Here is a 23,423-nt window from a genome sequence, read left to right as displayed (position 1 = left end):
TGTCGGTAGCCTCTCCCATCGTGCGCGGAATCCTTCTCGCTGGTGGCACCGGGTCCCGGCTGTGGCCGATCACACGGGCAGTGTCCAAGCAGCTGATGCCGGTCTTCGACAAGCCGATGATCTACTACCCGCTCGCTACGCTGATCATGGCGGGGGTGCGGGAGATCCTCATCATCACCACACCGGAGGAGCGGAACCAGTTCCGGCGGTTACTCGGTGATGGCAGCCAGTGGGGCCTGAGGCTGGAGTACGTCACCCAGGCGCGTCCAGAGGGCATCGCTCAGGCGTTCGTGCTGGGCGCGGAGTTCATCGGCGACGAGTCCGTGGCACTCATCCTCGGCGACAACATCTTCCACGGCGTCGGCCTGGGCCGGCAGCTCACCGGCCAGAACGGGCTGGTCGGCGGCCGGATCTTTGCCTACCCGGTGGCCAATCCAGAGGCGTACGGGGTGGTCGACTTCGACCCGGCTGGTCGCGTGCTGTCGATCGAGGAGAAGCCCGCCCGCCCCAGATCCCGCTACGCCGTGCCCGGCCTCTACTTCTACGACAACCGGGTGGTCGACATCGCCGGCAAGCTCACACCCAGCGCCCGTGGCGAGCTGGAGATCACCGCGGTCAACGAGACCTACCGCGAGTGGGGCGAGCTGTCGGTGACGGTGCTGGACCGCGGCACCGCCTGGCTGGACACCGGCACCTTCACCTCCCTGATGCAGGCCGCCGAGTTCGTGCGGGTCATCGAGGAACGCCAGGGTATGAAGATCGGCTGCGTCGAGGAGGTCGCCTGGCGGGCCGGCCTGATCGACGATGAGCAACTGCGGGCGTTGGCCCAGCCGCTGACGAAGAGCGGCTACGGGTCGTACCTGCTCGGCCTGCTCGCCGACCAAAGGAACGGGGGCCCGCGCCCATGAAGATCCGGCCGCTGAGCATCGATGGGGCGTGGGAGGTCACCCCACAGCAGCACGGCGATCCACGGGGGCTCTTCGCAGAGTGGTACCGCTTCGACCGGCTCGCCGCCGTGGTCGGGCATCCGCTCCGACTCGCTCAGGCCAACCTTTCGGTCTCCGCGCGCGGGGTGGTCCGCGGCATCCACTTCGCCGACGTGCCACCCGGTCAGGCCAAGTACGTGACGTGCGTGCGCGGAGCGGTCCTGGACATAGTCGTGGATCTCCGGGTGGGCTCGCCGACCTTCGGCCAGTGGGAAGCGGTCCGCCTCGACGACACGGACCGCCGCGCCGTCTACCTCGCCGAGGGCTTGGGCCACGGCTTCTGCGCGCTGACCGACGACGCCACCCTGAGCTACCTCTGCTCCGCCCTCTACAACCCCGCCGCGGAGCACGCCGTGCACCCTCTCGACCCCGACCTGGCCATCGACTGGCCGGCGGATTCGCCGCAGCTGTCGGCCCGGGACGCGGCCGCCCCGAGCCTGGCCGAGGTGCGGGAATCGGGACTGCTGCCGGACCACCGGACGTGCCGCTCGTTCAGCGCCGGCCTGGATTCGGGAGCCAGCCAGCCTTCTCGTTGACGGTCGGTGGCGTGCCGAGCACGTGGCGAGCCTTGACGGGTCGGGTGGGTGGCGCTCAGCCGCACCGGCAGCACCCTGCGTCGTAGCCGACCGCCGCCGCAGACGTGTGGACGGCGTCGACCGGGGCGTGACGCAGGCCGTAAGCCCGCTGGAACGTGATTCGCTCGGCGGGATCGTTCTACCGGCCCGAAACGATGGCACGAAAGTGCTGGTTCAACAGGGATCCGACCGCCTCTGACGGGGTACTCGGCAGCGAGTCGAAGTCAGTACCATCACGCCATGCGAGAACGCCAGGCGTACGCGGAGTCCGAGACTCGGATTCTCGACTTCCAGCGACAACCGGAACCGACCGACAAGCCCCGCAGACGGCGTCCCCGGTGGCGGCGAGTCGCGCTAGTCGCCTTCCTTGTCGTGGCGCTCGTCGGTAGCGCCGGCGTCGCCGCCGGCGGGCTGTACCTGCGGTCGGTCGAGTCTCGCATCGAACGGGTCGACGCCTTCGACGGCGTGCCGGAGGAGTTCCGTCCGCAGGTCGCGGCACAAGACGCTATGAACATCATGATCCTGGGCAGCGACTCTCGCGACCCGAACAACACTTCCGGCTCCCGGGCCGACACGATCATCCTGGCCCACCTTCCCGCAGACCGGTCGAGCGCCCAGCTCATCTCGATCCCTCGGGACAGCTGGGTGAACGTGCCGAAGCCTGGAGCGGGACGCGGCGGTCGGGACGCGAAGATCAACGCCTCGTACGCATGGGGTGGCGTTCCGTTGATGGTGCAGACCGTCGAGAAACTCACCGGCGTTCGCATCGACCACGTGACGATGGTCGACTTCGCCGGCTTCAAGGAGATCGTCGACGCCCTCGGCGGTGTCGAGATCACCGTGGACAAGGGCTTCACGTCGACGCACTCCCTGAACGCGGACGGCCGACGGGAGTTCGTCCCGGGTCGACAGAGCATGGACGGGGCTGCCGCGCTGGACTACGCCCGCGAGCGCTACGCCTTCGCCGACGGCGACTTCACCAGGATCAAACACCAGCAGCAGGTGATCGAGGCGGTCCTGGACCGGGCGGCCGCCGGCGGCACGCTGGGCAGCCCCACCAAGCTGAACTCGTTCGTGCAGGCCACCGCCGACGCGGTGGCCGTGGACCGGGAGATGTCTCTACTCGACCTGGCGATGGAGCTCCGCCACCTGCGGAGCGGCAACCTCCAGTTCTTCACCTGCCCCACGAAGGGAACCGGCCGGATCGGCAACGAGAGCGTCGTGCTGGTCGACGAGGAGAAATCCGAGCAGCTCTTCGACGCGGTTCGTCGCGACGCGGTGCCAGAGATCCTTGCCGCCGCGAAGTAGGGGTACGACTGGTCTTCCTTACTGCGGCGGCGGGGTCCGGCCCGGTCGGCTTCTGCGGTCACCCTCCATCTCCGCCAGGCACGGTTCGACAACGACTGATTGGTAGATGTTCCACGGGGCCGCCACCGACGATGGGGAGTGGTCACCGATCCGGAGCGTCGGGATCGGTGACCACCCGCTGAATGATTCAGGATCAGCTGTGCATCTCGGGCACGCGGTGGCCCGGGACCAGCAGCGGCAGTGCGGATCGCACCGACCGGCGCCCGCCCGCCCGTTGGTTGGCCACCTTCGGAGACCGGGACCGGTTGCATTGTGAAAGTTTTCATGCATAGAGTCGGGCCATGAATGACGGGGGCATGGCGTCGCCCGGGGACCCCGTGCTGGATCTGTTCCAGGGGGTCCGGCTCACCCCCACCCAGCGCCGCATCGCGCACTGCCTCGTGCAGCACGGGCCGGCCGTCGCCTACCTGTCGGCGGCCGAGGTCGCCGAGCGGGCCGGGGTCAGCCAACCGTCGGTGACCCGGTTCGCGGTGGCGCTCGGCCACGACGGCTACCCCGCGCTGCGCCGCCGCCTCCGCGAACTGACCGTGGGCTCACCCAACGGGCGCGCGGACGCCGGCAACGAGCTCCAACAGGCCGTACGCGCCGAGATCGGCAACCTCGACCGGCTCGCCGGCCAGCTCGCCGACCGGGAGCGGATCGCCGAGACGGGGCGACTGCTCGCCGCGAGCCGCCCGCTGCCGGTGCTCGGCCTCCGCGCCGCCGCGCCGCTGGCCGCGTACTTCGCGTACTTCGCCGCGAAGGTGCACCCGGACGTGCGGGTGCTCGACGACGGCGGCAGCCTGCTCACCGACCGCCTCGAACAGGCCGCCGAGGCCGGCGCGCGCGCCCTGCTCGCCTTCGTGCTGCCCCGGCACCCGCGCGAGACGCTGGACGCCCTACACGACGCGCGGGACGCCGGCCTGACAGTGGTGACCATCACCGACTCGCCCGTCAGCCCGGCCGCCGACTACGCCGACGTGGTGCTGCCCGCCGCCGTCGGCGCCCAGCTCGTGTTCGACCTGCACACCGCTCCGATGACCCTGGCCATGGTGCTGCTGCAGGCAATCTGCGACGCCGCGCCGGCCGAAACCCAGCGCCGGCTGGAGGCGTTCGAAGCCTCCGCCGCCCGTCGTCAGTTGTTCCTCGGTTAGGAGGAGATCCACGTGACGCAGACCGTCCGCGCCGCGCGCGGCACCGAACGCACCGCCCGTGGCTGGCCGCAGGAGGCCGCCCTGCGGATGCTGATGAACAACCTCGACCCGGAGGTGGCCGAGCGCCCCGAGGATCTGGTGGTCTACGGGGGCACCGGGAAGGCCGCGCGGGACTGGCCGTCGTACCACGCCCTGGTGCGGACCCTGACCGACCTGCGGGACGACGAGACGATGCTGGTGCAGTCCGGCCGGCCGGTCGGGGTGCTGCGCACCCACGAGTGGGCGCCCCGGGTCCTGCTGGCCAACTCGAACCTGGTGGGCGACTGGGCCACCTGGCCGGAATTCCGCCGCCTCGAGGCGCTCGGCCTGACCATGTACGGGCAGATGACCGCCGGCTCCTGGATCTACATCGGCACCCAGGGCATCCTCCAGGGTACGTACGAGACGTTCGCGGCCGTGGCGGCCAAGAGGTTCGAGGGCAGCCTGGCCGGCACGCTGACGTTGACCGGCGGCTGCGGCGGGATGGGTGGCGCCCAGCCCCTCGCCGTGACGATGAACGGCGGCGTCTGCCTCGTCGTCGACGTCGACCGTGCCCGCCTGGAGCGCCGGGCGCACGACCGGTACCTGGACGAGATCGCCGATTCCCTGGACGAGGCGGTCGAGCGGGTGCTCGCCGCGAAGCGCGACCGGCGGGCGCTCAGCGTCGGCGTGGTCGGCAACGCGGCCACGGTCTTCCCGGAGCTGCTGCGCCGGGGCGCGCCGATCGACGTGGTCACCGACCAGACGAGCGCGCACGACCCGCTGGCGTACCTGCCCGAGGGAGTCGAGCTGGCCGACGCGCGGGAGTACGCGGCGGCGAAGCCGGCCGAGTTCACCGACCGGGCCCGCACGTCGATGGCGCAGCACGTCGAGGCGATGGTCGGTTTCCTCGACGCCGGCGCGGAGGTCTTCGACTACGGCAACTCGATCCGGGGCGAGGCGAAGCTCGGCGGGTACGAGCGGGCCTTCGACTTCCCGGGCTTCGTGCCCGCCTACATCCGGCCGCTGTTCTGCGAGGGCAAGGGGCCGTTCCGGTGGGCCGCGCTCTCCGGCGACCCGGCCGACATCGCCGCCACCGACCGGGCGGTCCTCGACCTGTTTCCGGAGAACGAGTCCCTGGCGCGGTGGATCCGGATGGCCGGCGAACGGGTGGCCTTCCAGGGCCTGCCGGCACGGATCTGCTGGCTCGGCTACGGCGAGCGGGACCAGGCGGGGGTGCGCTTCAACGAGCTGGTCGCCTCCGGGGAGCTGTCCGCGCCGGTGGTGATCGGCCGGGACCACCTGGACTGCGGCAGCGTGGCCAGCCCGTACCGGGAGACCGAGGCGATGGCCGACGGCTCCGACGCGATCGCCGACTGGCCGCTGCTGAACGCGCTGGTCAACACCGCCAGCGGGGCGTCCTGGGTGTCCATCCACCACGGCGGCGGGGTCGGCATCGGCCGGTCTATCCACGCCGGCCAGGTCTGCGTCGCCGACGGCAGCACCCTCGCCGGGCAGAAGATCGAGCGGGTGCTCACCAACGACCCGGCGATGGGCGTGATCCGCCATGTCGACGCCGGCTACGGCACCGCGCGCGAGGTCGCCGAGCGCACCGGCGTCCACGTTCCGATGGCCGAGGTGTGAGGAAGGGCCCTTGTCGATGCATTCGGTAGCGGGCGGCTCCCTTCCCACCAGGTTCCGGGAGCTGTGGAACGAGATCGCGCCCATCGGTCGGGACGCTGGCAGCGGCGGCTACCTGCGGTACGCGCTGACCGAGCCGGAGTCGCGCCTCCGGGGCTGGTTCCACGCGCAGGCCGACCAGCGCGGGATGCGGGTGACCGACGACGGCAACGGCAACCTGTTCGCCTGGTGGGGGGACCCGGTGGCGGGGAACGCGGTGCTCACCGGCAGTCACTTCGACTCGGTGCCGCACGGCGGGGCGTACGACGGGCCGCTCGGCATCGTCAGCGCCTTCCTCGCCGTGGACGAGTTACGCGCGGCGGGCGTGACGCCGGCCCGGCCGGTCGCGGTGGCCGCGTTCGTCGAGGAGGAGGGAGCGCGGTTCGGCGTGCCCTGCCTGGGTTCGCGGCTACTCACCGGTGCACTGGCAACCGACCGCGCGGCCGACCTGCGGGACGCGGCCGGGGTGAGCTTCGCCGAGGCGCTGGGTGCCCGGCCGGCCGGGGCCCGGCCGGAGTTGCTCGGCCGCGTCGCGACCTTCGTCGAGCTGCACGTCGAGCAGGGTCGCGGCCTGGTCGAGCTGGCCGCGCCGGTCGCGGTGGCCAGCGCGATCTGGCCGCACGGCCGCTGGCGCCTCGACTTCACCGGAGAGGGCAACCACGCGGGCACAACCAGGATGCTCGACCGGCGCGACCCCATGCTCACGTACGCGTTCACCGTGCTCGCCGCCAACAAGGAGGCACGGCTGCGCGGCGCCCACGCCACCGTCGGCCGGGTGGCGGTGGAGCCGAACGCCACCAATGCGATCCCGTCGAAGGTGACCGGCTGGCTGGACGCCCGGGCGGCCGATCCGGGGACCCTGACCGGGCTGGTCGAGGCCGTCCGTGGCAAGGCCGCCGAGCGGGCCCGGCGGGACGGCACCGAGGTCAAGCTGACCGAGGAGCCGGCGACGCCGCTGGTCGCGTTCGACGGCGGGCTGGCCGACCGGCTCGCCACGCTCCTCGGCGTGCCGGTCCTGCCCACCGGGGCCGGCCACGACGCCGGGGTGCTCGCCGGACATCTGCCCACCGCGATGCTCTTCGTGCGCAACCCGACCGGGGTGTCGCACTCCCCCGCCGAGTCGGCCACCGACGACGACTGCGCGGCCGGGGTGACCGCGCTGGCCCGCGTACTGGAGGAACTCGCATGCCGGTGACGTCAACCGGTGCGGGCCGGCCGACGCCGGCCCGCGCCGGGGCACCGAAGCTGATGACGCAGGCCGTTGGCAACCCGCATGATCGGGTGATGCCACGGCCGACTCAGCTCCAGAGGCGGCGAGCCGGATGACCGCGACCCGCTGGCTCGCCGAGTACGCCTGGCTGCCCGAGCAGAGCCAACCGACCCCGGACGTGCTGATCGAGACCGACGGCGCACGGATCACCGGGGTCACCCCGCTGACCACCGGGAGCCGCCCCCCAGCCGGGGTCGAGGTGCTGACCGACGCCGTACGGCTACCCGGGCTCACCCTGCCCGGGCTGGCCAACGCGCACTCGCACGCCTTCCACCGGGCGCTGCGCGGGCGTACCCACGGCGGGCGCGGCGACTTCTGGACCTGGCGGGAGGCGATGTACACCGTCGCCGCCCGGCTCGACCCCGACTCGTACCTGGCCCTGGCCCGGGCCGGCTACGCCGAGATGGCGCTCGCCGGAATCACCTGCGTGGGCGAGTTCCACTACCTGCATCACGGGCCGGACGGGACGCCTTACGACGACCCGAACGCGATGAGCGCCGCGCTGGTGGAGGCCGCCGCACACGCCGGTGTCCGGGTCACGCTGCTGGACGCCGCGTACCTGACCGCGACGGTGGACGGGCAGCCGCTCACCGGGCCGCAGCGGCGCTTCGGCGACGGCGACGCGCTGCGCTGGGCGGAGCGGGTGGCGGCGTTCGCACCGGACGGCGCGCACGCCCGGGTCGGTGGGGCGATCCACTCGGTCCGCGCGGTGCCGGCCGGGCAGCTGGCCGCGGTGGCCGACTGGGCGCACCGCCGGGGCGCGCCACTGCATGTGCACCTCTCCGAGCAGCCGGCCGAGAACGACGCCTGCCGGGCGGTGCATGGCTGCACCCCAACCCGGCTGCTGGCCGACCACGGCGTGCTGGGCCGGCACACCACCGCCGTCCACGCCACCCACCCCACCAGTGCGGACGTGACGCTGCTCGGCGAGAGCCGGACCGGGGTCTGTCTCTGCCCCACGACCGAACGAGACCTCGCCGACGGGATCGGGCCGGCGCGACGGATGGCCGAGGCGGGTAGTCCACTCAGCCTCGGCACCGACAGCCACGCGGTCGTCGACCTCTTCGAGGAGGCCCGGGCGGTCGAGCTGGACGAGCGACTCCGCACCCGCAGGCGGGGCCACTTCGCCGCCGCCGAGCTGGTCACCGCCGCCACCGCCGCCGGGCACGTCGCGCTCGGCTGGGGCGACGCCGGCCGGCTCTGCGTCGGAGACCGCGCCGACCTGGTGACCGTGCGCCTGGACAGCGCCCGCACCGCCGGCGTGCCGCCGGTCGGCGTGGTCTTCGCGGCCACCGCCGCGGACGTCGCCCAGGTCGTGGTGGACGGCCGGGTCGTGGTCCGCGACGGCCGGCACCTGACCGTGGACGTGCCGGCCGAGCTGGCGGCGTCGATCGCCGAGGTGACGCCGTGAGCAGCCTGCTGGTGCACAACGTCGGCGAACTGGTCACCAACGCACCCGGTGCGAGCGACGGCGGGCCGCTGGGTGTGCGGCGCGACGCCGCCCTGCTGGTCGAGGACGGGCAGGTGGCCTGGGTCGGACCAGCCCGCGACACCCCGGCCGCCGACCGCCGCATCGACGCCGAGGGGGCTGCCGTGCTGCCCGGCTTCGTGGACAGCCACGCGCACCTGGTTTTCGCCGGCGACCGGGCCGCCGAGTTCGCCGCCCGGATGGCCGGCGAGCCGTACACCGGCGGCGGCATCCGCACCACCGTCGGAGCGACCCGTGCCGCCGTCGACGCCGAGTTGCGCTCCACCGTCCGCCGGCTGCGCGACGAGGCGTTGCGGCAGGGCACCACCACCATCGAAGTCAAGAGTGGGTACGGTCTCACCGTCGCCGACGAGGCCCGCTCGCTGCGGATCGCCGCTGAGGTGAGCGAGGAGACCACGTTCCTCGGGGCGCACGTCGTCCCCGCCGAGTACGCCGACCGCCCCGACGACTACGTGGGCCTGGTGTGCGGGCCGATGCTGGCTGCCGCCGCCCCGTACGCCCGCTGGATCGACGTCTTCTGCGAACGGGGCGCATTCGACGCCGATCACGCTCGCGCGGTCCTGACCTGCGGGCAGGCGGCCGGACTGGGGATGCGGCTGCACGCCAACCAGCTCGGCCCCGGCCCGGGCGTGCGACTCGGCGTCGAACTCGGCGCGGCCAGCGTGGACCACTGCACTCACCTCGTCGACGCCGACGTCGACGCGCTGGCCGCGAGCAGTGGCGCAACGGTCGCCACGCTCCTACCCGGGGCCGAGTTCTCCACCCGGTCGCCCTACCCGGACGCCCGACGGCTCCTCGACGCGGGGGTGACCGTGGCGCTGGCGACCGACTGCAACCCCGGGTCGTCGTACACGTCGTCGATGCCGTTCTGCATCGCCCTCGCCGTACGCGAGATGCGGATGACCCCGGCCGAGGCCGTCTGGGCGGCGACCGCCGGCGGGGCCGCGGCGCTGCGCCGAACCGACGTGGGACGGCTGGCGCCGGGCGCGCGGGCCGACCTGATGATCCTCGACGCCCCGTCGTACCTGCACCTGGCCTACCGGCCGGGGGTGCCACTGATCCGCCAGGTCCTGCACAACGGAGTACTGCAATGACAACCGTCGCCATCCAACCCACCGGGATCTCCACCGCCGACGTGCTCGCGGTGGCCCGCGGCACCGCCAAGGTCGTCGTCGACCAGGCCGCGGTCGAGGCCATGGCCACCAGCCGTTCCATCGTGGACGGAATCGAGGCGGACGGTCGACCGGTGTACGGCGTCAGCACCGGCTTCGGGGCGCTGGCGAACACCTTCGTCGCGCCCCAGCGGCGAGCCGAGCTCCAGCACGCGCTGATCCGCTCGCACGCCGCCGGCGTCGGCGTGCCGATGCCGCGCGAGGTGGTCCGGGCGATGATGCTGCTGCGTGTCCGCTCCCTCGCGCTCGGCCGCTCCGGCGTCCGGCCGCTGGTCGCCGAGGCACTGGTGGACCTGCTGAACCACGAGGTGACCCCGTGGGTGCCGGAGCACGGTTCGCTGGGCGCCTCGGGGGACCTGGCACCGCTGGCGCACTGTGCTCTGGTGCTGCTCGGTGAGGGCTGGGTGCTCGGTCCGGCCGGCGAGCGAATCGAGGCCGCGGAAGCGCTGCGCCGGGTCGGGCTGAGGCCGATCGAGCTGGCCGCCAAGGAGGGGCTGGCGCTGATCAACGGCACCGACGGGATGCTGGGCATGCTGCTGCTGGCCATCCACGACGCCGCCCACCTGTTCACCATGGCGGATGTCACCGCCGCGCTGGCGGTCGAGGCGATGCTCGGCTCGGAGCGACCCTTCCGGCCCGAGCTGCACGCCATCCGTCCGCACCCGGGGCAGGCCGCGTCCGCGGCTAACATCTACCGGCTCCTGCAGGACTCCGCGGTGATGGACTCGCACCGCGACGACATCGCGCACGCGGTGCAGGACGCGTACTCGATGCGGTGCGCCCCTCAGGTCGCCGGGGCGGCCCGGGACACCCTGGACTTCGTCCGTCAGGTCGCCGACCGGGAGCTGGTCTCGGTGGTGGACAACCCGGTGGTGCTGCCGGACGGTCGGGTCGAGTCGACCGGTAACTTCCACGGCGCGCCGCTGGGCTTCGCCGCGGACTTCCTGGCGATCGGCGCCGCCGAGGTCGGTGCGATCGCCGAGCGGCGGGTCGACCGGCTGCTCGACGTGACCCGGTCGCGGGACCTGCCCGCGTTCCTCTCCCCCGACGCCGGGGTCAACTCCGGGTTGATGATCGCCCAGTACACGGCCGCCGGGATCGTCGCGGAGAACCGGCGCCTCGCCGCGCCCGCCTCGGTGGATTCGCTGCCCACCAGTGGCATGCAGGAAGATCACGTGTCGATGGGTTGGGCGGCGACGAAGAAGCTGCGCACCGTCCTGGACAACCTGACCAGTCTGCTCGCGGTCGAGCTGCTCGCGGCGGTGCGCGGGCTCCAGCTGAGGGCGCCACTGGAGCCGTCCCCGGCCGGCCGGTCCGCCGTGGCCGCCTTGGGTGCGGCCGCCGGCGAGCCAGGCCCGGACGTGTTCCTCGCCCCGGTGATGGAGGTCGCGCGGGCCGTCATCGCCGGCCCGGACCTGCGCACCACGATCGAACGCGAGGTGGGCGACCTGGCCTGACCCGACCGGTCACCCACATCTTTCCCCCCGGGGGGTCCCGATTTTCCCCGGGGGGTCCCGAAACGGGCTTCCCGGAAAGTCCGGGAAAGACGAGGACTGTTGGGTCAGGCCGGCGGGAGGACCTTGGCCACCAGCCTGGCCAGCTCGCGCAACGCCTTGCCCCGATGGCTGACCGCGTCCTTCTCCTCCGGCGTCAGCTCGGCGTTGGTCCGGTCCTGCCCGTCACCCAGGAAAATCGGGTCGTAGCCGAACCCGCCCTCGCCGCGCGGCGCCCGCAGCAGGTGGCCGGACTGCCGGCCGTCGACCAGGTGCTCCTTACCGCCGGGCAGCACCAGTGCCACGGTGCAGACGAACGAGGCACCCCGGTGCTCGTCCGGCAGGTCGGCGATCTGGTCCAGCACCAGCTGGAGATTGGCGCGGTCGTCACCGTGCCGGCCGGCCCACCGGGCGCTGAACACCCCCGGCATGCCGTTGAGGGCGTCCACAGCCAGCCCCGAGTCGTCGGCGATCGTCGGCAGCCCGGTGCGGCGCCATCCCTCCCGCGCCTTGATCAGCGCATTCTCGCCGAAGGTCAGGCCGGTCTCCGGCAGCTCCGGGTACGTTTCGACGTCGTCCAGACCGATCAGGGCCACCCGGTGCGAGCCCAGCGAGCCGTCGAGAATTCGTTGCAGCTCGATGAGCTTCTTGCGGTTCCGGGTGGCGAGCAGGACCTTGTTCATCGGAGACCACCTTCGTCCGGAACTGCCGGGCTTGCCTGCTCATTTCTCGCGCTCACGAGCCGAGCGCCTTTCGCTGGGCTTCGGCCAGCTTCACGCAGCCGGCGGCCGCCAGGTCGAGCAGGGCGTCCAACTGATCGCGGCCGAACACCCCCGCCTCGCCGGTGCCCTGCACCTCGACGAACTCACCGGCGCCGGTGCAGACCACGTTCATGTCGACCTCGGCGGCCACGTCCTCGTCGTAGTTGAGGTCCAGCCGCGGTTCGCCGCCGAGCACACCGACGCTGACCGCCGCCACCGAGCGGTGCATCACCTTCTCCGGTCGGCCGGTGAGGGCCTTGCGCGCGGCGAGCCAGGTCACCGCGTCGTGCAGGGCCACGTACGCGCCGGTGATCGCGGCGGTGCGGGTGCCACCGTCGGCCTGGAGCACATCGCAGTCGAGCACGATGGAGTTCTCACCCAGCGCCTTGAGATCGATGGAGGCCCGCAGGCTGCGACCGATCAGTCGGGAGATCTCGTGGGTCCGCCCGCCGATCTTCCCCCGCACGCTCTCCCGATCGGACCGAGTGTTCGTGGCGCGGGGCAGCATCGCGTACTCGGCGGTGACCCAGCCGAGCCCGGACCCCTTGCGCCAGCGGGGCACCCCCTCGGTGACGCTCGCGGTGCACAGCACCCGGGTGGCGCCGAACTCCACCAACACGGAGCCCTCCGGGTGCGCGCTCCAGCCTCGGGTCAGGGTCACCGGTCGGAGTTGGTCGGGCAGCCGCCCGTCAGGTCGCGCCATGCCTGCACCCTATGTGGTGTCGTGATCGCGGCGCCCCGGGGCCTCACACTGCGGCCGGCGCCAGCCGGGTCGGCTCGGCGGGCAGGGCGTCGTGTACCCGCAGGAACCCGGCCGCGGACGCCGGCCACCCGAACTCCTCGGCCCGGGCACGGGCCGACCGTCGCCGCTCCGCCTCCGGCCGGTCGAGCAGCCGGGTCACCGCCTCGGCCAACGACTCCGCCGAGCCGTACGCGGCCACCCCGGCCGACCCGACCACCTCCGGCAGGGCGCTGGCCGCGTTGACCACAACCGGGGTTCCGCAGGCCAGCGCCTCCAGGCCAGCCAGGCCGAACGTCTCCACCGGGCCGGGCGCCAGCACCACGTCGGCGCTGGCGAGCAGGGCGGCGACCGCGGCCCGGTCGGGCAGGAACCCGGTGAACGTCACCGGCAGCCCCTCGGCGCGCCGCGCCAGCGCCGGGCGGAGCGGCCCGTCACCCACCATCAGCAGGACAGCGGGCACGCCGGCGCGGCGCAGCTCGGCGAGCGCGTCCACGGCCAGTTCCGGCCGCTTTTCCACCGACATCCGGGCGCAGTGCACCAGCAGCACCTCGGACGGGTCGGCATGCCGCTCGCGCAGCCGGGCATCCGCCCGGTCCGGCCGGAACGTGTCCAGGTCCACCCCGAGCGGCACCAGTTCGACCGGCGCGCCGATCCGCTCGAACTCGTCGGCCGCCCACCGGGTTGTGCAGACGACCCGGTCGTACGCCTGGGCGGTCTCCCCGTTGAACCGGTCGGCGATCCGGCGGCGCAGCGCGTGCGGCACCCGCCACTCGCCGAGCAGCCCGGTGAGTGACTCGTGGGACACCATCAACGACGGCACCCCGTGCGCCCGTGCCCAGTCGCCGGTCCAGCGCAGCGTCGAACGATCGGAGACCTCGATCCGGTCCGGCACCAGCCCGGCCAGCACCCGGGCCACCCGGCGGCGGTCGGTCAGCAGCCGGTACCCGCCGGTGCGCGGCACCTCGGGACCGGCAAGGGTGATCACACGGCCCCACGGGTGCCACTCGTCGGCGTCGCGCCGCCCCGGCACCACCAGGACCGGATCGTGCCCGACCGCCTGGTACTGCGCACCGAGCTGGCACAGCGCCGTCCGCAGGCCACCGGAACGTCCGGTGACGAAGTTCGCCAGCCGGACGATGCGCAGGCCACTCACGGCGTCACCGGCTCGGTGCACCGTCGGCCGGCCCGGCGGTCCACGCCGTCGCGGCACCGGCCGCGGCCGGTGCCGGCCGGTCGCGTCCGGTTGGCCCGGTCGGCGGTCATGACGCCGCGGGCAGGTCGAGCACCGGCGCGGCAGCCCGGACCGCACTATAGTGGCCGATCAGCTCGTCGCCGACCGCGGTCCAGCTCCGGCGGCTGACCGCCGCGCGGGCCGCCTGCCCGTAGGCGAGTCGGCGCGACTCGTCCGCGGCGAGCGCCGCGACGGCGGCGGCCAGCGCGTCGGTGTCGTCGGGCGGCACCAGCGTCCCGGTCACCCCGGTCTCGACCAGGTCCACCGGTCCGCCCGCCGCCGGCGCCACCACCGGCACGCCGCTGGCCAGCGCCTCCTGAATGGTCTGGCCGAAGGTCTCATGCGGGCCGGTGTGCAGGAAGACGTCGAGGCTCGCGTACAGGCGGGCGAGGTCCTCGCCCTGCCGCACGCCGAGGAAGGTCACCTCCGGCAGAGCCCGCTCCAGTTGGCGCCGCGCCGGGCCGTCGCCGGCCACCACAACCCGGACGCCGGGCAGGCGGGCGGTGGCCGCGAGCAGGTCGACCCGCTTCTCCGGGGCAAGCCGGCCGATGTAGCCGACCAGCAGCTCGCCCTGGGGCGCGAGGATGCGCCGCAGGTCCTCGCTCCGCTTTGCCGGCTGGAAGCGCTCGGCGTCGACGCCGCGGCGCCAGAGCCAGATCCGCTGTACCCCGTTGGCGATGAGGTCGGCGGCTGCCCGGGTGGAGGGGGCGAGCGTGCGGTGGACGGAGTTGTGGATTTCGCGGAGCCGCCGCCAGGCTGCCGCCTCGCCCCAGCCGACCCGGTACGCGCGGGCGTACGACGCGACGTCGGTCTGGTACACGGCGACGGTCGGCAGGCCGTGCCGCCCGGCCAGGGCGGCGGCTCGCGCCCCGAGGACGAACGGGCTGGCCAGGTGGACCACGTCGGGGTTGTACGACAACAGCGCCCCGGCCAGTCGGGCCGGTGTGGGCACGCCCAGTCGGAAACCCTGGTAGCGGGGCAGCGGGACACTCGGGATCCGGACCACCGGGTACGGGTATCGGTCCAACTCGTGCCGGCGCGACCCGGGCGGGGCCGGTGCCACGACCACCGGCTCGTGGCCGCGGGCGACGAGGTGTTCCGCCGCCCGGACCACCGAGTGTGCGACGCCGTTGACGTCTGGCGGGAACGACTCGGTGACGATGGCGATCCGCATGCCCCTCACCGTGCGGGTGCCATGGGTGCGCCAGACGACGAGATGCTGACCAGCCGGCGAACAGTTCGGCAAGAGCCGCCCCCGGAAGGGGGTCAGACCTCGTAGCTCGCGCCCGGCCGGACCACCTCGAGCGGGCCGGCGTACGCCGTGGCGGCGGACTCGAGGGTGTGTGCCTCGCTGCCCCAGGCCGCCACCAGATGGGTCAGCAGCAACCGGCCGACGCCCGCCTTGGTGGCGGTCTCGCCGGCTTCCCGACCGGTCAGGTGCAAATCGGGTGGATTTTCCACCCCGTCGAGGTAGCTCGCCTCGCACAGGAACACGTCCGCGTCCTGGGCCAGCCGCAGCAGGGCATCGCAGGGCGCGGTGTCCGACGAGTAGCAGAGCACGCGGCCGCCGTGCTCCAGCCGCACACCGTACGTCTCGATGGGGTGGTTGACCCGGTCGACGGTGACGGTCAGCGGGCCGATCGGGAAGGTCCCCGGCTGAAGGGCGTAGAACTGGTACACGTCCTCGACGGTGGCATCCTCCTGCCCGTAGGCCGCGGCAAGCCGGTCGGGCGCGCCGGACGGGGCGTACACCGGCAGCGGCGGACGCGGGCCATCCGGGGCGTACCGGCGGACGACCACGTACGACGCGGCGTCGAGAATGTGGTCGCAGTGCAAATGGGTGAGGATGATGGCGTCGGGGGCGTGCAGCCCCGCGTACCGCTGCAGGGTGGACAGCGCCCCGGGCCCGAAGTCCACCAGGAGTCGGAAGCCCTCGGCCTCGATCAGGTAGGCCGAGCAGGGGGCTTCGGGGCCGGGGAAGCTCCCCGCGCAGCCCAGGACGGTCAGTCGCATCGAGTTGTCTCGCTGTCGCTTCGTGTAGTGTCCGCGCCGGCCGTCGCTCCGCCGAGCATGATCTCTACCGACGCGTAGGCCACGCTGCGCAGCCTACGCTTGCGGGCGGGAGCGGATGAATCATCCGTGGGAAGATGTCACGAACGTGACACCCGCTCCCGGTCGCCCCCGCGGCGCTCGGCCGGACCCGCCGTCTCGTCCCACAGTGGCCATTCGCCCCGCGACGGAACGGGGGCACCGGCACGTGCCCGGCGCCCCCGTCATGGGTGCCCCGTCAGCGGTCAGGCCCAGAGCTGGCCCTCCAGAGTTTCCTCGGCGTCGGCGAGGGTGCCGCCGTACGCCCCGGTCGACAGGTACTTCCAGCCACCGTCGCAGACCACGAACGCCACGTCGGCGCGGCGCCCCTCGCGGACCGCCTCGTGCGCCACCGCCAGGGCGGCGTGCAGGATCGCGCCGGTGGAGAAGCCGGCGAAGACTCCCTCCACCTCCACCAGCTGACGCGTCCGCAGCACCGCGTCCCGGGTGCCGACGGAGAAACGCCGGGTGAGCACGGTCGCGTCGTACAACTCGGGAACATACCCCTCGTCGATGTTGCGCAGCCCGTAGACCAGTTCGCCGTACCGCGGTTCGGCGGCGACGACCTGGACACCGTCGACCTTCCCGCGCAGGTAGCGCCCGGTGCCCATGAGCGTGCCGGTGGTGCCCAGCCCGGCCACGAAGTGGGTGATCGTCGGCAGGTCGTGCAGCAACTCGGGGCCGGTGGTCTCGTAGTGCGCCCGGGCGTTGGCCTCGTTGCCGTACTGGTAGAGCATCACCCAGTCGGGGTGCTCGGTGGCAATCTGCTTGGCGGTGGCGACCGCCTGGTTCGAGCCGCCCGCCGCCGGTGAAAAAATGATCTCCGCGCCGTACATCCGCAGGAGTTGCACGCGCTCGGTGGAGACGTTCTCCGGCATCACGCAGACCAGCCGGTAGCCACGCAGCTTGGCCACCATGGCCAGCGAGATGCCGGTGTTGCCGCTGGTCGGCTCCAGAATGGTGTCACCCGCACGCAGCCGGCCGGCCCGCTCGGCGGCCCGGACCATGAACAGCGCCGCCCGGTCCTTGATGCTGCCGGTCGGGTTCCGGTCCTCCAGCTTGGCCCACAGCCGCACCGGCGGCGCCCCGTCGGGCACCGTCGGCGAGAGCCGGGGCAACCCGACCAGGGGCGTGCCACCGCAGGCGTCGAGGAGGCTGTCGTACCGCGCCATGGTGACCGCCCTCAGCGAGCGGCGACGGAAGGCGTCGTGCGGTGCTGGCTGATCGCGGCTGCGGCCGCGAAGCCCAACGCACCGCCCGCGACGGCCGGCAGGATCGTCACGCTGTCGCCGTCGTTGAGCTTGGCCTCCAGCGCACCGAGGAAGCGGACGTCCTCGTCGTTGACGTACACGTTGACGAAGCGGTGCAGGGCGCCGGCCTCGGTGACCAGTCGGGCCTTCAGGCCGGCGTGCCGGGAGTCCAAGTCGGTGAGCAGGTCACCCAGCGTGTCGCCGGCGCCCTCGACGACCTTCGCGCCGCCGGTGTGACTACGCAGGATGGTAGGGATGCGAACCTCGATGGCCATGATGTGGTGCTCCTTGAGTCGGGTGTGCCGAAATGGTGACGGGACGTGACAGGGGCGTTGCGGCGCTGGGATCAGCGGCCGGAACACTCGTAGTCGACCGTCGCCGGGCTCTGCCCGAACATGTAGGACTGCACGGCGTGCGGGTCCACCCCCGGCTCCAGGATGCGGACCGGCTCCTCGGTGACCACGCCGTCGACGATCCGGAAGGACCGGATCTCCTCGGTGTCGGGCTCACGGGTGGAGACGAGCAGGTAGTGCGCGTTGGGCTCGCCGGCGAAGGAGATGTCGGTACGCGACGGGTACGCCTCCGTCGCGGTGTGCGAGTGGTAGATAACGACGGGCTCCTCGTCCCGGTCGTCCATCTCCCGCCACACCCGCAGCTGCTCCATCGAGTCGAACTCGTAGAACGTCATGGAACGGGCGGCGTTCTCCATCGGGACGTGCCGGGCGGGGGTGTCGCTGCCGGCGGGGCCGGCGACCACGCCGCACGCCTCGTCGGGGTGGTCCCGACGCGCGTGGGTGACGATCGCGTCGACGATCGACCGGTCGATGCTCAGCACGCCGACCAGCGTAACGCCTGCCCGAGCGACGCGGCGAGGTGGCGGCCGTCACGAATCAGTCGATCAGAGCGTTGAGCAGGGATTCCTGCAGATAGCCCAGGTACGCGTAGACCGACAGTTGGAACACCCGACTGGAGGTCGGGTCCTCGGCCACCGCGTCGTCCAGCTCGGCGCCGAGGTCGGTACCGTCCTTGATCTCCAACCGGACGCCCATCGCCAGCCGGGCGTCGTTGAGCGCCCGCAGCCAGGCCTCGGCCGCCTCGGCGTCGAGGCGGACCTCGGCGCCGCCGGAGTCGGGCAACGCCGCGAGGATGGCACCCGCCTGGTCGATTTTCGCTGTCTTGAGGTCACCCTCGGTGTACCGGCGGAACTCGGCGGTGCCCGCCGCGTCGTCCGGGTACGCCTCCGGGAAGAGCCGCCCCACCACCGGGTCGGAGTGGTCGAACCCGTCGGTGAGCAGCCCGACCACCTCGGTGGCGACCTTACGCAGCACCCGGGCCTCGTCCACCGCGAAGGTGGCGACGTAGCGGTCGCCCTGACGCCGGAACATGCTCACGCCCGATCCACCGTCGCCCAGAGACCGTACGCGTGCAGCTGCGACGCGTCGTGCTCCATCCGTTCGCGGGCGCCGCTGGAGACGACCGCCCGGCCCTTGTGGTGCACGTCCAGCATGAGCTGCTCGGCCCTCTCCCGGCTGTAACCGAAGAGCTTCTGGAAGACCCAGGTCACATACGTCATCAGGTTGACCGGGTCATCCCACACGATCGTCACCCACGGGCGGTCTGCAGCCGGCACCTCGTCGGTGTCCGGCGTCTCGACCGGTGCAACCTGCGGAGCCGCCATGCCCCCCATCGTGCCACCGGATCCGGCGAACTGAGGAACCGGAACGCCGGCCCGTCGCGGATCTTCCCGGTGCCCGGCTGCCTCAGGCCAGGAGGATGCCGTGATCGACAGCATCGGAAAGCACCACGCCCAATGAGAGACGGATCACGTCGAACCGTCGGGACACCTCGCGGGTCAGCTCCAGCTCGACCTCGCGCAGGGCCCGCTGCGCCCAGGCCCGCGCCGCGTTCGGATCGTTGTTGCCGGGGCTGCGCCAGTGCTGCCAGCAGCCACCGGACAGGGCCACCGCCACCGGTGGGAGCACGCCGTCGCGGGCCGCGCCGGGATAGCCGGTCAGGGCGTCGATCGCGCCGGCGCCGGTCAGGCCGGTCACCGCGCCGCCGCTGGTCACCAGGAGCACCCGGTCCAGTTCCTCGCCGGCGCTGTGGTCACCCAGGCCCCAGCGGACCGCGTTGGCGATCCGCTGGCGGACCCCCGGCGCCAGCGGCGCGCCGAGCACCTGCCCGGCGGCCTCGTCGAGCAGGTTACGCACCGCCTGGTCGCACTGCGTGGTGGCAAACAGCGACAGCGCTTCCATCTCGCGGTCGAGCAGCTGCGGCAGACCGGCGCAACCAACTCCGAACACGATCTCCTGCACCACCCGCAGATGCGCGTTGGCCAACTCCAGGGCCACCTGCTGGCGGATCCGCTGGACAACCGAGCGGGTCTGCCGTTCGAGCTGGTCGGACCACGGGCCCGGCGCCGGTCGCACCGGTACCCGCCCGTGCGCCCCTGGCAGGACCGGTGGATCGGCACTCGCCCGGCGCAGCACCTCGTCGGCGGCCCAGCCGACCAACGCCCGTCGCAGGTCGTCGGCGTCGCCGGAGCCGACCGAGAACCACCGGGCGGCGGTGAGGCCGGGAACCGCGACAAGCAAGGCGGCCCGGTGCGCCGCCACGGCGACCGCGGCCCGGCCCACCGGGTCGACCGCCGGCCGCGCCCCGGTCGACCCGACGGCCGCACCGGTGCCGTCCACCGTCGACTCGCCGGCTGGCGGCGACCCGCCATCCGCGCCCGGAGTCACGGCGAAGAAGACCTCGACCCGCGCCCCGGCGAGCTCGGTGAGCAGGCGCAGCTCGGTCGCGGTGAACGCCTGGTCGGCGGCGATCACGAAGAGCACGGCGCCGGCCCGGCCCGCCGCCTCCAGCAGCACCCGGCCGCTGGCCACCCCGACGGTGTCGGTATTTGGCGTGTCCACCAGGGCGAAGTGCCGCAGCAGCGGCTCCGGCACGGCCAGCTCGACTCGGCGCGGCGGGCGGGCGAGCGCCGGCCCGGCGGCCAGCCGGTCGGCGCCGTACGAGTGCGGCTGGCGGTAACCCGGCACGTACGCGGCCCGGCTCGGCACCCGGGCGTCGCGCAGCACCAGCCAACTGCCCGCCGGCACCGCGAGCATGGCGGGATCCAGCCGGAGCAGGGCGCCGAGCACCTCGGCCCGGCCGGCGCCGGCGGGGCCCACGGCCAGCACACCCAGTGGTTCGTCCACGGCGGGTGTGGAAGCGGGCCGGGCGTTCAGCGATCGACCGTGCGGCAGGTCGACGGTAGCGAGCGGACCCGGCGTCACAGACTGCCTCCCGAGATCGATGGCCGGCGGTGGCCGGCCGCGGGGAACTCCGATGGGTGAACCCGGATGCCGGGAGAGTACGGGCGATCCGGGACGGACGCGGAATAGCCAGTCTACTCAGCGGTAATGACGAGGTTACTCAACTTCGGTGTGTGACGGAATGCGCGCGTCCGGAAAATCCATCGATATGCTGCGCGGATGAGTCGGTGGAGATTCGTCGGCCGCTCCCACGAGCTCGACCGTCTGCTGTCGGCGGCGACCGACCTCGACGGGCGCGGGCTCTTCTTCAGCGGCAGCGCCGGCATCGGCAAGAGCCGGCTGCTCCGCGAGGGGGTGGGGGCGCTGCCCCGCGACCGGAACGCGGTGTGGTTCGTCGCGGCGAGTGCCACCACCGCGGCATTGCCGTTCGGCGGTCTGGTCCAGCTGCTCCCCACCGACCACCCGCCGGGGCTGGCACCGGCCGGCGTCCTACGGTGGGCCGCGGACGTGCTCCGTCAACAGGCGGCCGGCCGCCGCATCGTGCTCGCCATCGACGACGCGCACCTGCTGGATCCGCCGTCGGCGGCGCTGGTGCATCTCGTCGCCCGGTCGGAGAACGCCACGGTGGTCGGCACCCTACGCAACGGCGAACAGATTCCGCTGCCCATCCGCGCACTGTGGACCGACGACCTGGTCGACCACGCCGAGCTGAGCCCGATGGACCCGGCCGACACCGCCAGGCTGCTCGCCGCGATCCTCGACGGACCGATCGACGCCGGCACCGCCGACCGGCTGGGACGACTCTCCGCCGGTAATCCGCTGCTGCTGCGCGAACTCGTCCACGCCGCTTTCGGCAGCGGGGAGCTGACCAGCGCGTACGGCGTCTGGAAGTGGACCGGTCGGCTGGAGCTGGCACCGAGCCTCACCGACCTGATCGACACCCGGATCGGCCAGCTCACCCCGGGCGTGCGGGCGGTGGTCGAGCTGGTCGCGTTCGGCGAGCCGCTCGGCCTGCACCTACTCGGGCAGGCGGTCGACCCGGGCGACGTGGAGACCGCCGAGGAACGCGGCCTCATCGCCGTGGTCCAGGACGACCGCCGGCTCGACGTCCGGCTGGCCCAGCCGCTGTACGGCGAGGTGATACGCCGGCAGTGCCCGGTCAGCCGCACCCGGCGCCTGCAGGCCCGCCTCGCCCACCTGCTGGAGGAGACCGGCACACGCCGCCGCGACGACCTGCTGCGGGTGGCCGTCTGGCGCCTGGAGTCGGGCACCGCTCAGGACGAGGGCATTCTGCTGGGCGCCGCCGCGCAGGCGTTCACCCGCTACGACGTACCACTGGCGACTCGGCTGGCCCGGGCGGCGCTCGACGCCGGCGGCGGGTTCAACACCGCGGAGCTGCTGGCCACCCTCCTGATGTTCGCCGACCGGCCGGACGAGGCGATCGAGGTACTCGACACGGTCGCCGCCGACCTGGGCGACGACGGGCGACGCAGCCGGTGGCTGACCGTACGCGGCATGGTCAGCTACTGGGGGCTCAGCCGGGAGTCCACGGTGGAGGAGCTCGCCCTCCAGGGCGCCAACCTGCGCGACTCCGCCGCCCAGGCCCGGGTGCTCGCCTTCGAGGCCGTCATGCGGCTACACGGCATGGACACCGCCGCCGCGCTCCGCCTCGGGCAGACCGTGCTGGACCGTCCCGCCGCCAGCGTGGCCGCGCGGGAACTGGCCCGCTGCACCATCGCCTACCTGCACACCGTCCAGGGGCACCTACACCGCGGCGTCGCGGCCGTCGAGCTGGTCCAGGCGGAGGCGGGGCGCTGGCGTGCCGACATGCCGTACCTGCAACTGGCGCTGGAGCAGGTCCGGGGCACCCAGCTCACGCTAGCCGGCGACCTGACCGGCATCGACGCGATCGTGGCCGACGAGTTCGCCGACCTGGCGGACGCCGGGGATTTCCGGCTCGGCACCGGCTACCTGGCGGTCCTCCAGGCGTACGCGGCTCGACTTCGCGGTCGGGCCGACGCCGCGCTGCGGACCAGCCTCGGCGCGTGCGCCGTACTGGCCACCAGCCGGGTCTACGCCGGCCTGGCCCAGGCCGAGCGGGCCCAGGCCGCGGCGCTGCGCGGCGACGCGGCGCAGGCCGCCGAGGCGATGGCCGAGGCCGACCGCACCCACGCCCGCGGCATGGCGGTGCTCTACCCGTGGCTGGAGCAGGCGCGGGCGGCGGCCCTGGCCGCAGCCGGGGACCTCCCCACCGCGGCCAAGTACCTGTCGGAGCTCGCCGATCGGCTGCGCGCCGACGGCTTCGCCGCGCACGAGGTGCACGCGCTGCACGACCTCGTCCGGTTGGACCAGGCCACCGCTCCGGTCGGGCCGGCATGCTCCGACGGCAGCCGGCGGACCGCCGCCCAGCGCCTGACCGAACTCTCCGAACAGGTAGACGGGGTGCTGCCGCCGCTGCTGGCTCGGCACGGGCGTGCGGTGGCCGACGGTTCCGCGGCGGACCTGCTCGCGGTCGCCGACGCCTTCGCCGGGTTGGACCTGACCGTCTGGGCCGCCGAGGCCACCGCGACCGCGCTGCGTCTTCTGCGGCACCGGCGGTCGCCGGCGGCGACCGCCGCCCGGGAACGGTTGGCCGCCTTGCTGGGGCGCTGCAACCAGGTCCGCACCCCCGCCCTGTGCGCCGGTACGCCGACGCTGACCGATCGGGAGTGGCAGGTGGCCCGGCTGGCCGCCGACGGTGGCACCAGCCGGGTGATCGCGGAACAGCTCTACCTTTCCACGCGGACGGTGGAGAACCACCTCCAACGCGTCTACAGCAAGCTCGGCGTGTCCGGACGGGCGGAGTTGGGGGCGGCGCTGCGGGCGATCCCGGGCCACGACGGCGAGGATCCGGACTCGACTCTAGGCTGA

General features: G+C 73.0%; 21 protein-coding genes. 10 read left to right on the top strand and 11 right to left on the bottom strand.

Features of this window, described 5'->3' with window-relative positions; all coding sequences use genetic code 11:
* The first annotated feature begins 20 nt into the window (after positions 1 to 20).
* From rfbA to hutH, 9 genes are all read left to right on the top strand, one after another.
* On the top strand, positions 21 to 908 hold the full coding sequence (rfbA, locus tag QTQ03_RS25065) for a glucose-1-phosphate thymidylyltransferase RfbA (protein ID WP_289280194.1): 888 nt from the start codon (positions 21 to 23) through the stop codon (positions 906 to 908).
* Entirely contained in the window at positions 905 to 1,522 is a 618-nt protein-coding gene (locus QTQ03_RS25060; RefSeq protein ID WP_289280193.1) for a dTDP-4-dehydrorhamnose 3,5-epimerase family protein, read from the top strand. Before rfbA ends, QTQ03_RS25060 begins: the two co-directional genes overlap by 4 nt.
* A gap of 279 nt (positions 1,523 to 1,801) precedes the next feature.
* Positions 1,802 to 2,869, top strand: a complete 1,068-nt coding sequence (locus tag QTQ03_RS25055) for an LCP family protein (RefSeq protein ID WP_289280192.1) — start codon at positions 1,802 to 1,804, stop codon at positions 2,867 to 2,869.
* Positions 2,870 to 3,210: 341 nt separating this feature from the next.
* Positions 3,211 to 4,062, top strand: coding sequence for a MurR/RpiR family transcriptional regulator (locus QTQ03_RS25050; protein WP_289280191.1), 852 nt, complete (start codon positions 3,211 to 3,213; stop codon positions 4,060 to 4,062).
* 12 nt (positions 4,063 to 4,074) lie between these two features.
* A complete protein-coding gene (gene hutU / locus QTQ03_RS25045) occupies positions 4,075 to 5,724 on the top strand; it encodes a urocanate hydratase (protein ID WP_289280190.1) in 1,650 nt (549 codons plus the stop codon).
* A gap of 16 nt (positions 5,725 to 5,740) precedes the next feature.
* Positions 5,741 to 6,955 (top strand): allantoate amidohydrolase, encoded by a 1,215-nt coding sequence (locus tag QTQ03_RS25040; protein WP_289280189.1) that lies wholly within the window; start codon positions 5,741 to 5,743, stop codon positions 6,953 to 6,955.
* A 127-nt stretch (positions 6,956 to 7,082) separates the two neighbouring features.
* On the top strand, positions 7,083 to 8,441 hold the full coding sequence (locus QTQ03_RS25035; RefSeq protein ID WP_289280188.1) for a formimidoylglutamate deiminase: 1,359 nt from the start codon (positions 7,083 to 7,085) through the stop codon (positions 8,439 to 8,441).
* Positions 8,438 to 9,613, top strand: coding sequence for an imidazolonepropionase (gene hutI / locus QTQ03_RS25030; protein ID WP_289280187.1), 1,176 nt, complete (start codon positions 8,438 to 8,440; stop codon positions 9,611 to 9,613). Before QTQ03_RS25035 ends, hutI begins: the two co-directional genes overlap by 4 nt.
* Entirely contained in the window at positions 9,610 to 11,148 is a 1,539-nt protein-coding gene (gene hutH, locus QTQ03_RS25025; RefSeq protein ID WP_289280186.1) for a histidine ammonia-lyase, read from the top strand. The genes hutI and hutH overlap by 4 nt, the downstream gene beginning before the upstream one ends.
* A gap of 104 nt (positions 11,149 to 11,252) precedes the next feature.
* Here the strand turns inward: hutH and rdgB are convergent, their stop codons facing one another.
* From rdgB to QTQ03_RS24970, 11 genes are all read right to left on the bottom strand, one after another.
* Positions 11,253 to 11,867: an RdgB/HAM1 family non-canonical purine NTP pyrophosphatase gene (gene rdgB, locus QTQ03_RS25020; RefSeq protein ID WP_289280185.1), complete on the bottom strand. Its 615-nt coding sequence runs from the start codon at positions 11,865 to 11,867 to the stop codon at positions 11,253 to 11,255.
* Between the two features lie 52 nt (positions 11,868 to 11,919).
* Positions 11,920 to 12,648 (bottom strand): ribonuclease PH, encoded by a 729-nt coding sequence (gene rph / locus QTQ03_RS25015; protein WP_289280184.1) that lies wholly within the window; start codon positions 12,646 to 12,648, stop codon positions 11,920 to 11,922.
* Positions 12,649 to 12,691: 43 nt separating this feature from the next.
* A complete protein-coding gene (locus QTQ03_RS25010; protein WP_502889820.1) occupies positions 12,692 to 13,840 on the bottom strand; it encodes a glycosyltransferase in 1,149 nt (382 codons plus the stop codon).
* Positions 13,841 to 13,946: 106 nt separating this feature from the next.
* A complete protein-coding gene (locus QTQ03_RS25005; RefSeq protein ID WP_289280183.1) occupies positions 13,947 to 15,092 on the bottom strand; it encodes a glycosyltransferase family 4 protein in 1,146 nt (381 codons plus the stop codon).
* A 92-nt stretch (positions 15,093 to 15,184) separates the two neighbouring features.
* On the bottom strand, positions 15,185 to 15,931 hold the full coding sequence (locus QTQ03_RS25000; RefSeq protein WP_289280182.1) for an MBL fold metallo-hydrolase: 747 nt from the start codon (positions 15,929 to 15,931) through the stop codon (positions 15,185 to 15,187).
* A gap of 281 nt (positions 15,932 to 16,212) precedes the next feature.
* Entirely contained in the window at positions 16,213 to 17,178 is a 966-nt protein-coding gene (locus QTQ03_RS24995; RefSeq protein WP_289280181.1) for a PLP-dependent cysteine synthase family protein, read from the bottom strand.
* Between the two features lie 11 nt (positions 17,179 to 17,189).
* Entirely contained in the window at positions 17,190 to 17,531 is a 342-nt protein-coding gene (locus QTQ03_RS24990) for a MoaD family protein (protein ID WP_289280180.1), read from the bottom strand.
* Positions 17,532 to 17,602: 71 nt separating this feature from the next.
* Positions 17,603 to 18,091 carry a M67 family metallopeptidase gene (locus QTQ03_RS24985; protein ID WP_289280179.1) on the bottom strand — a complete coding sequence of 163 codons (489 nt, stop codon included), beginning with the start codon at positions 18,089 to 18,091 and terminating at the stop codon, positions 17,603 to 17,605.
* Positions 18,092 to 18,146: 55 nt separating this feature from the next.
* Positions 18,147 to 18,641: a DUF2017 domain-containing protein gene (locus QTQ03_RS24980; RefSeq protein WP_289280979.1), complete on the bottom strand. Its 495-nt coding sequence runs from the start codon at positions 18,639 to 18,641 to the stop codon at positions 18,147 to 18,149.
* A 2-nt stretch (positions 18,642 to 18,643) separates the two neighbouring features.
* Positions 18,644 to 18,934 (bottom strand): ATP-dependent Clp protease adapter ClpS, encoded by a 291-nt coding sequence (gene clpS / locus QTQ03_RS24975; protein ID WP_289280178.1) that lies wholly within the window; start codon positions 18,932 to 18,934, stop codon positions 18,644 to 18,646.
* Positions 18,935 to 19,016: 82 nt separating this feature from the next.
* A complete protein-coding gene (locus QTQ03_RS24970) occupies positions 19,017 to 20,456 on the bottom strand; it encodes a P-loop NTPase family protein (protein WP_289280177.1) in 1,440 nt (479 codons plus the stop codon).
* 276 nt (positions 20,457 to 20,732) lie between these two features.
* Here QTQ03_RS24970 and QTQ03_RS24965 point away from each other — a divergent pair, with 276 nt between their 5' ends.
* Positions 20,733 to 23,423, top strand: coding sequence for a LuxR C-terminal-related transcriptional regulator (locus QTQ03_RS24965; protein WP_289280176.1), 2,691 nt, complete (start codon positions 20,733 to 20,735; stop codon positions 23,421 to 23,423).

The sequence above is a fragment of the Micromonospora sp. WMMA1363 genome (assembly GCF_030345795.1).
Taxonomy (GTDB): Bacteria; Actinomycetota; Actinomycetes; order Mycobacteriales; family Micromonosporaceae; genus Micromonospora.
The sequence above is the reverse complement of the archived record's forward strand: the minus strand, read 5'-3'. Positions and strand labels throughout refer to the sequence as shown.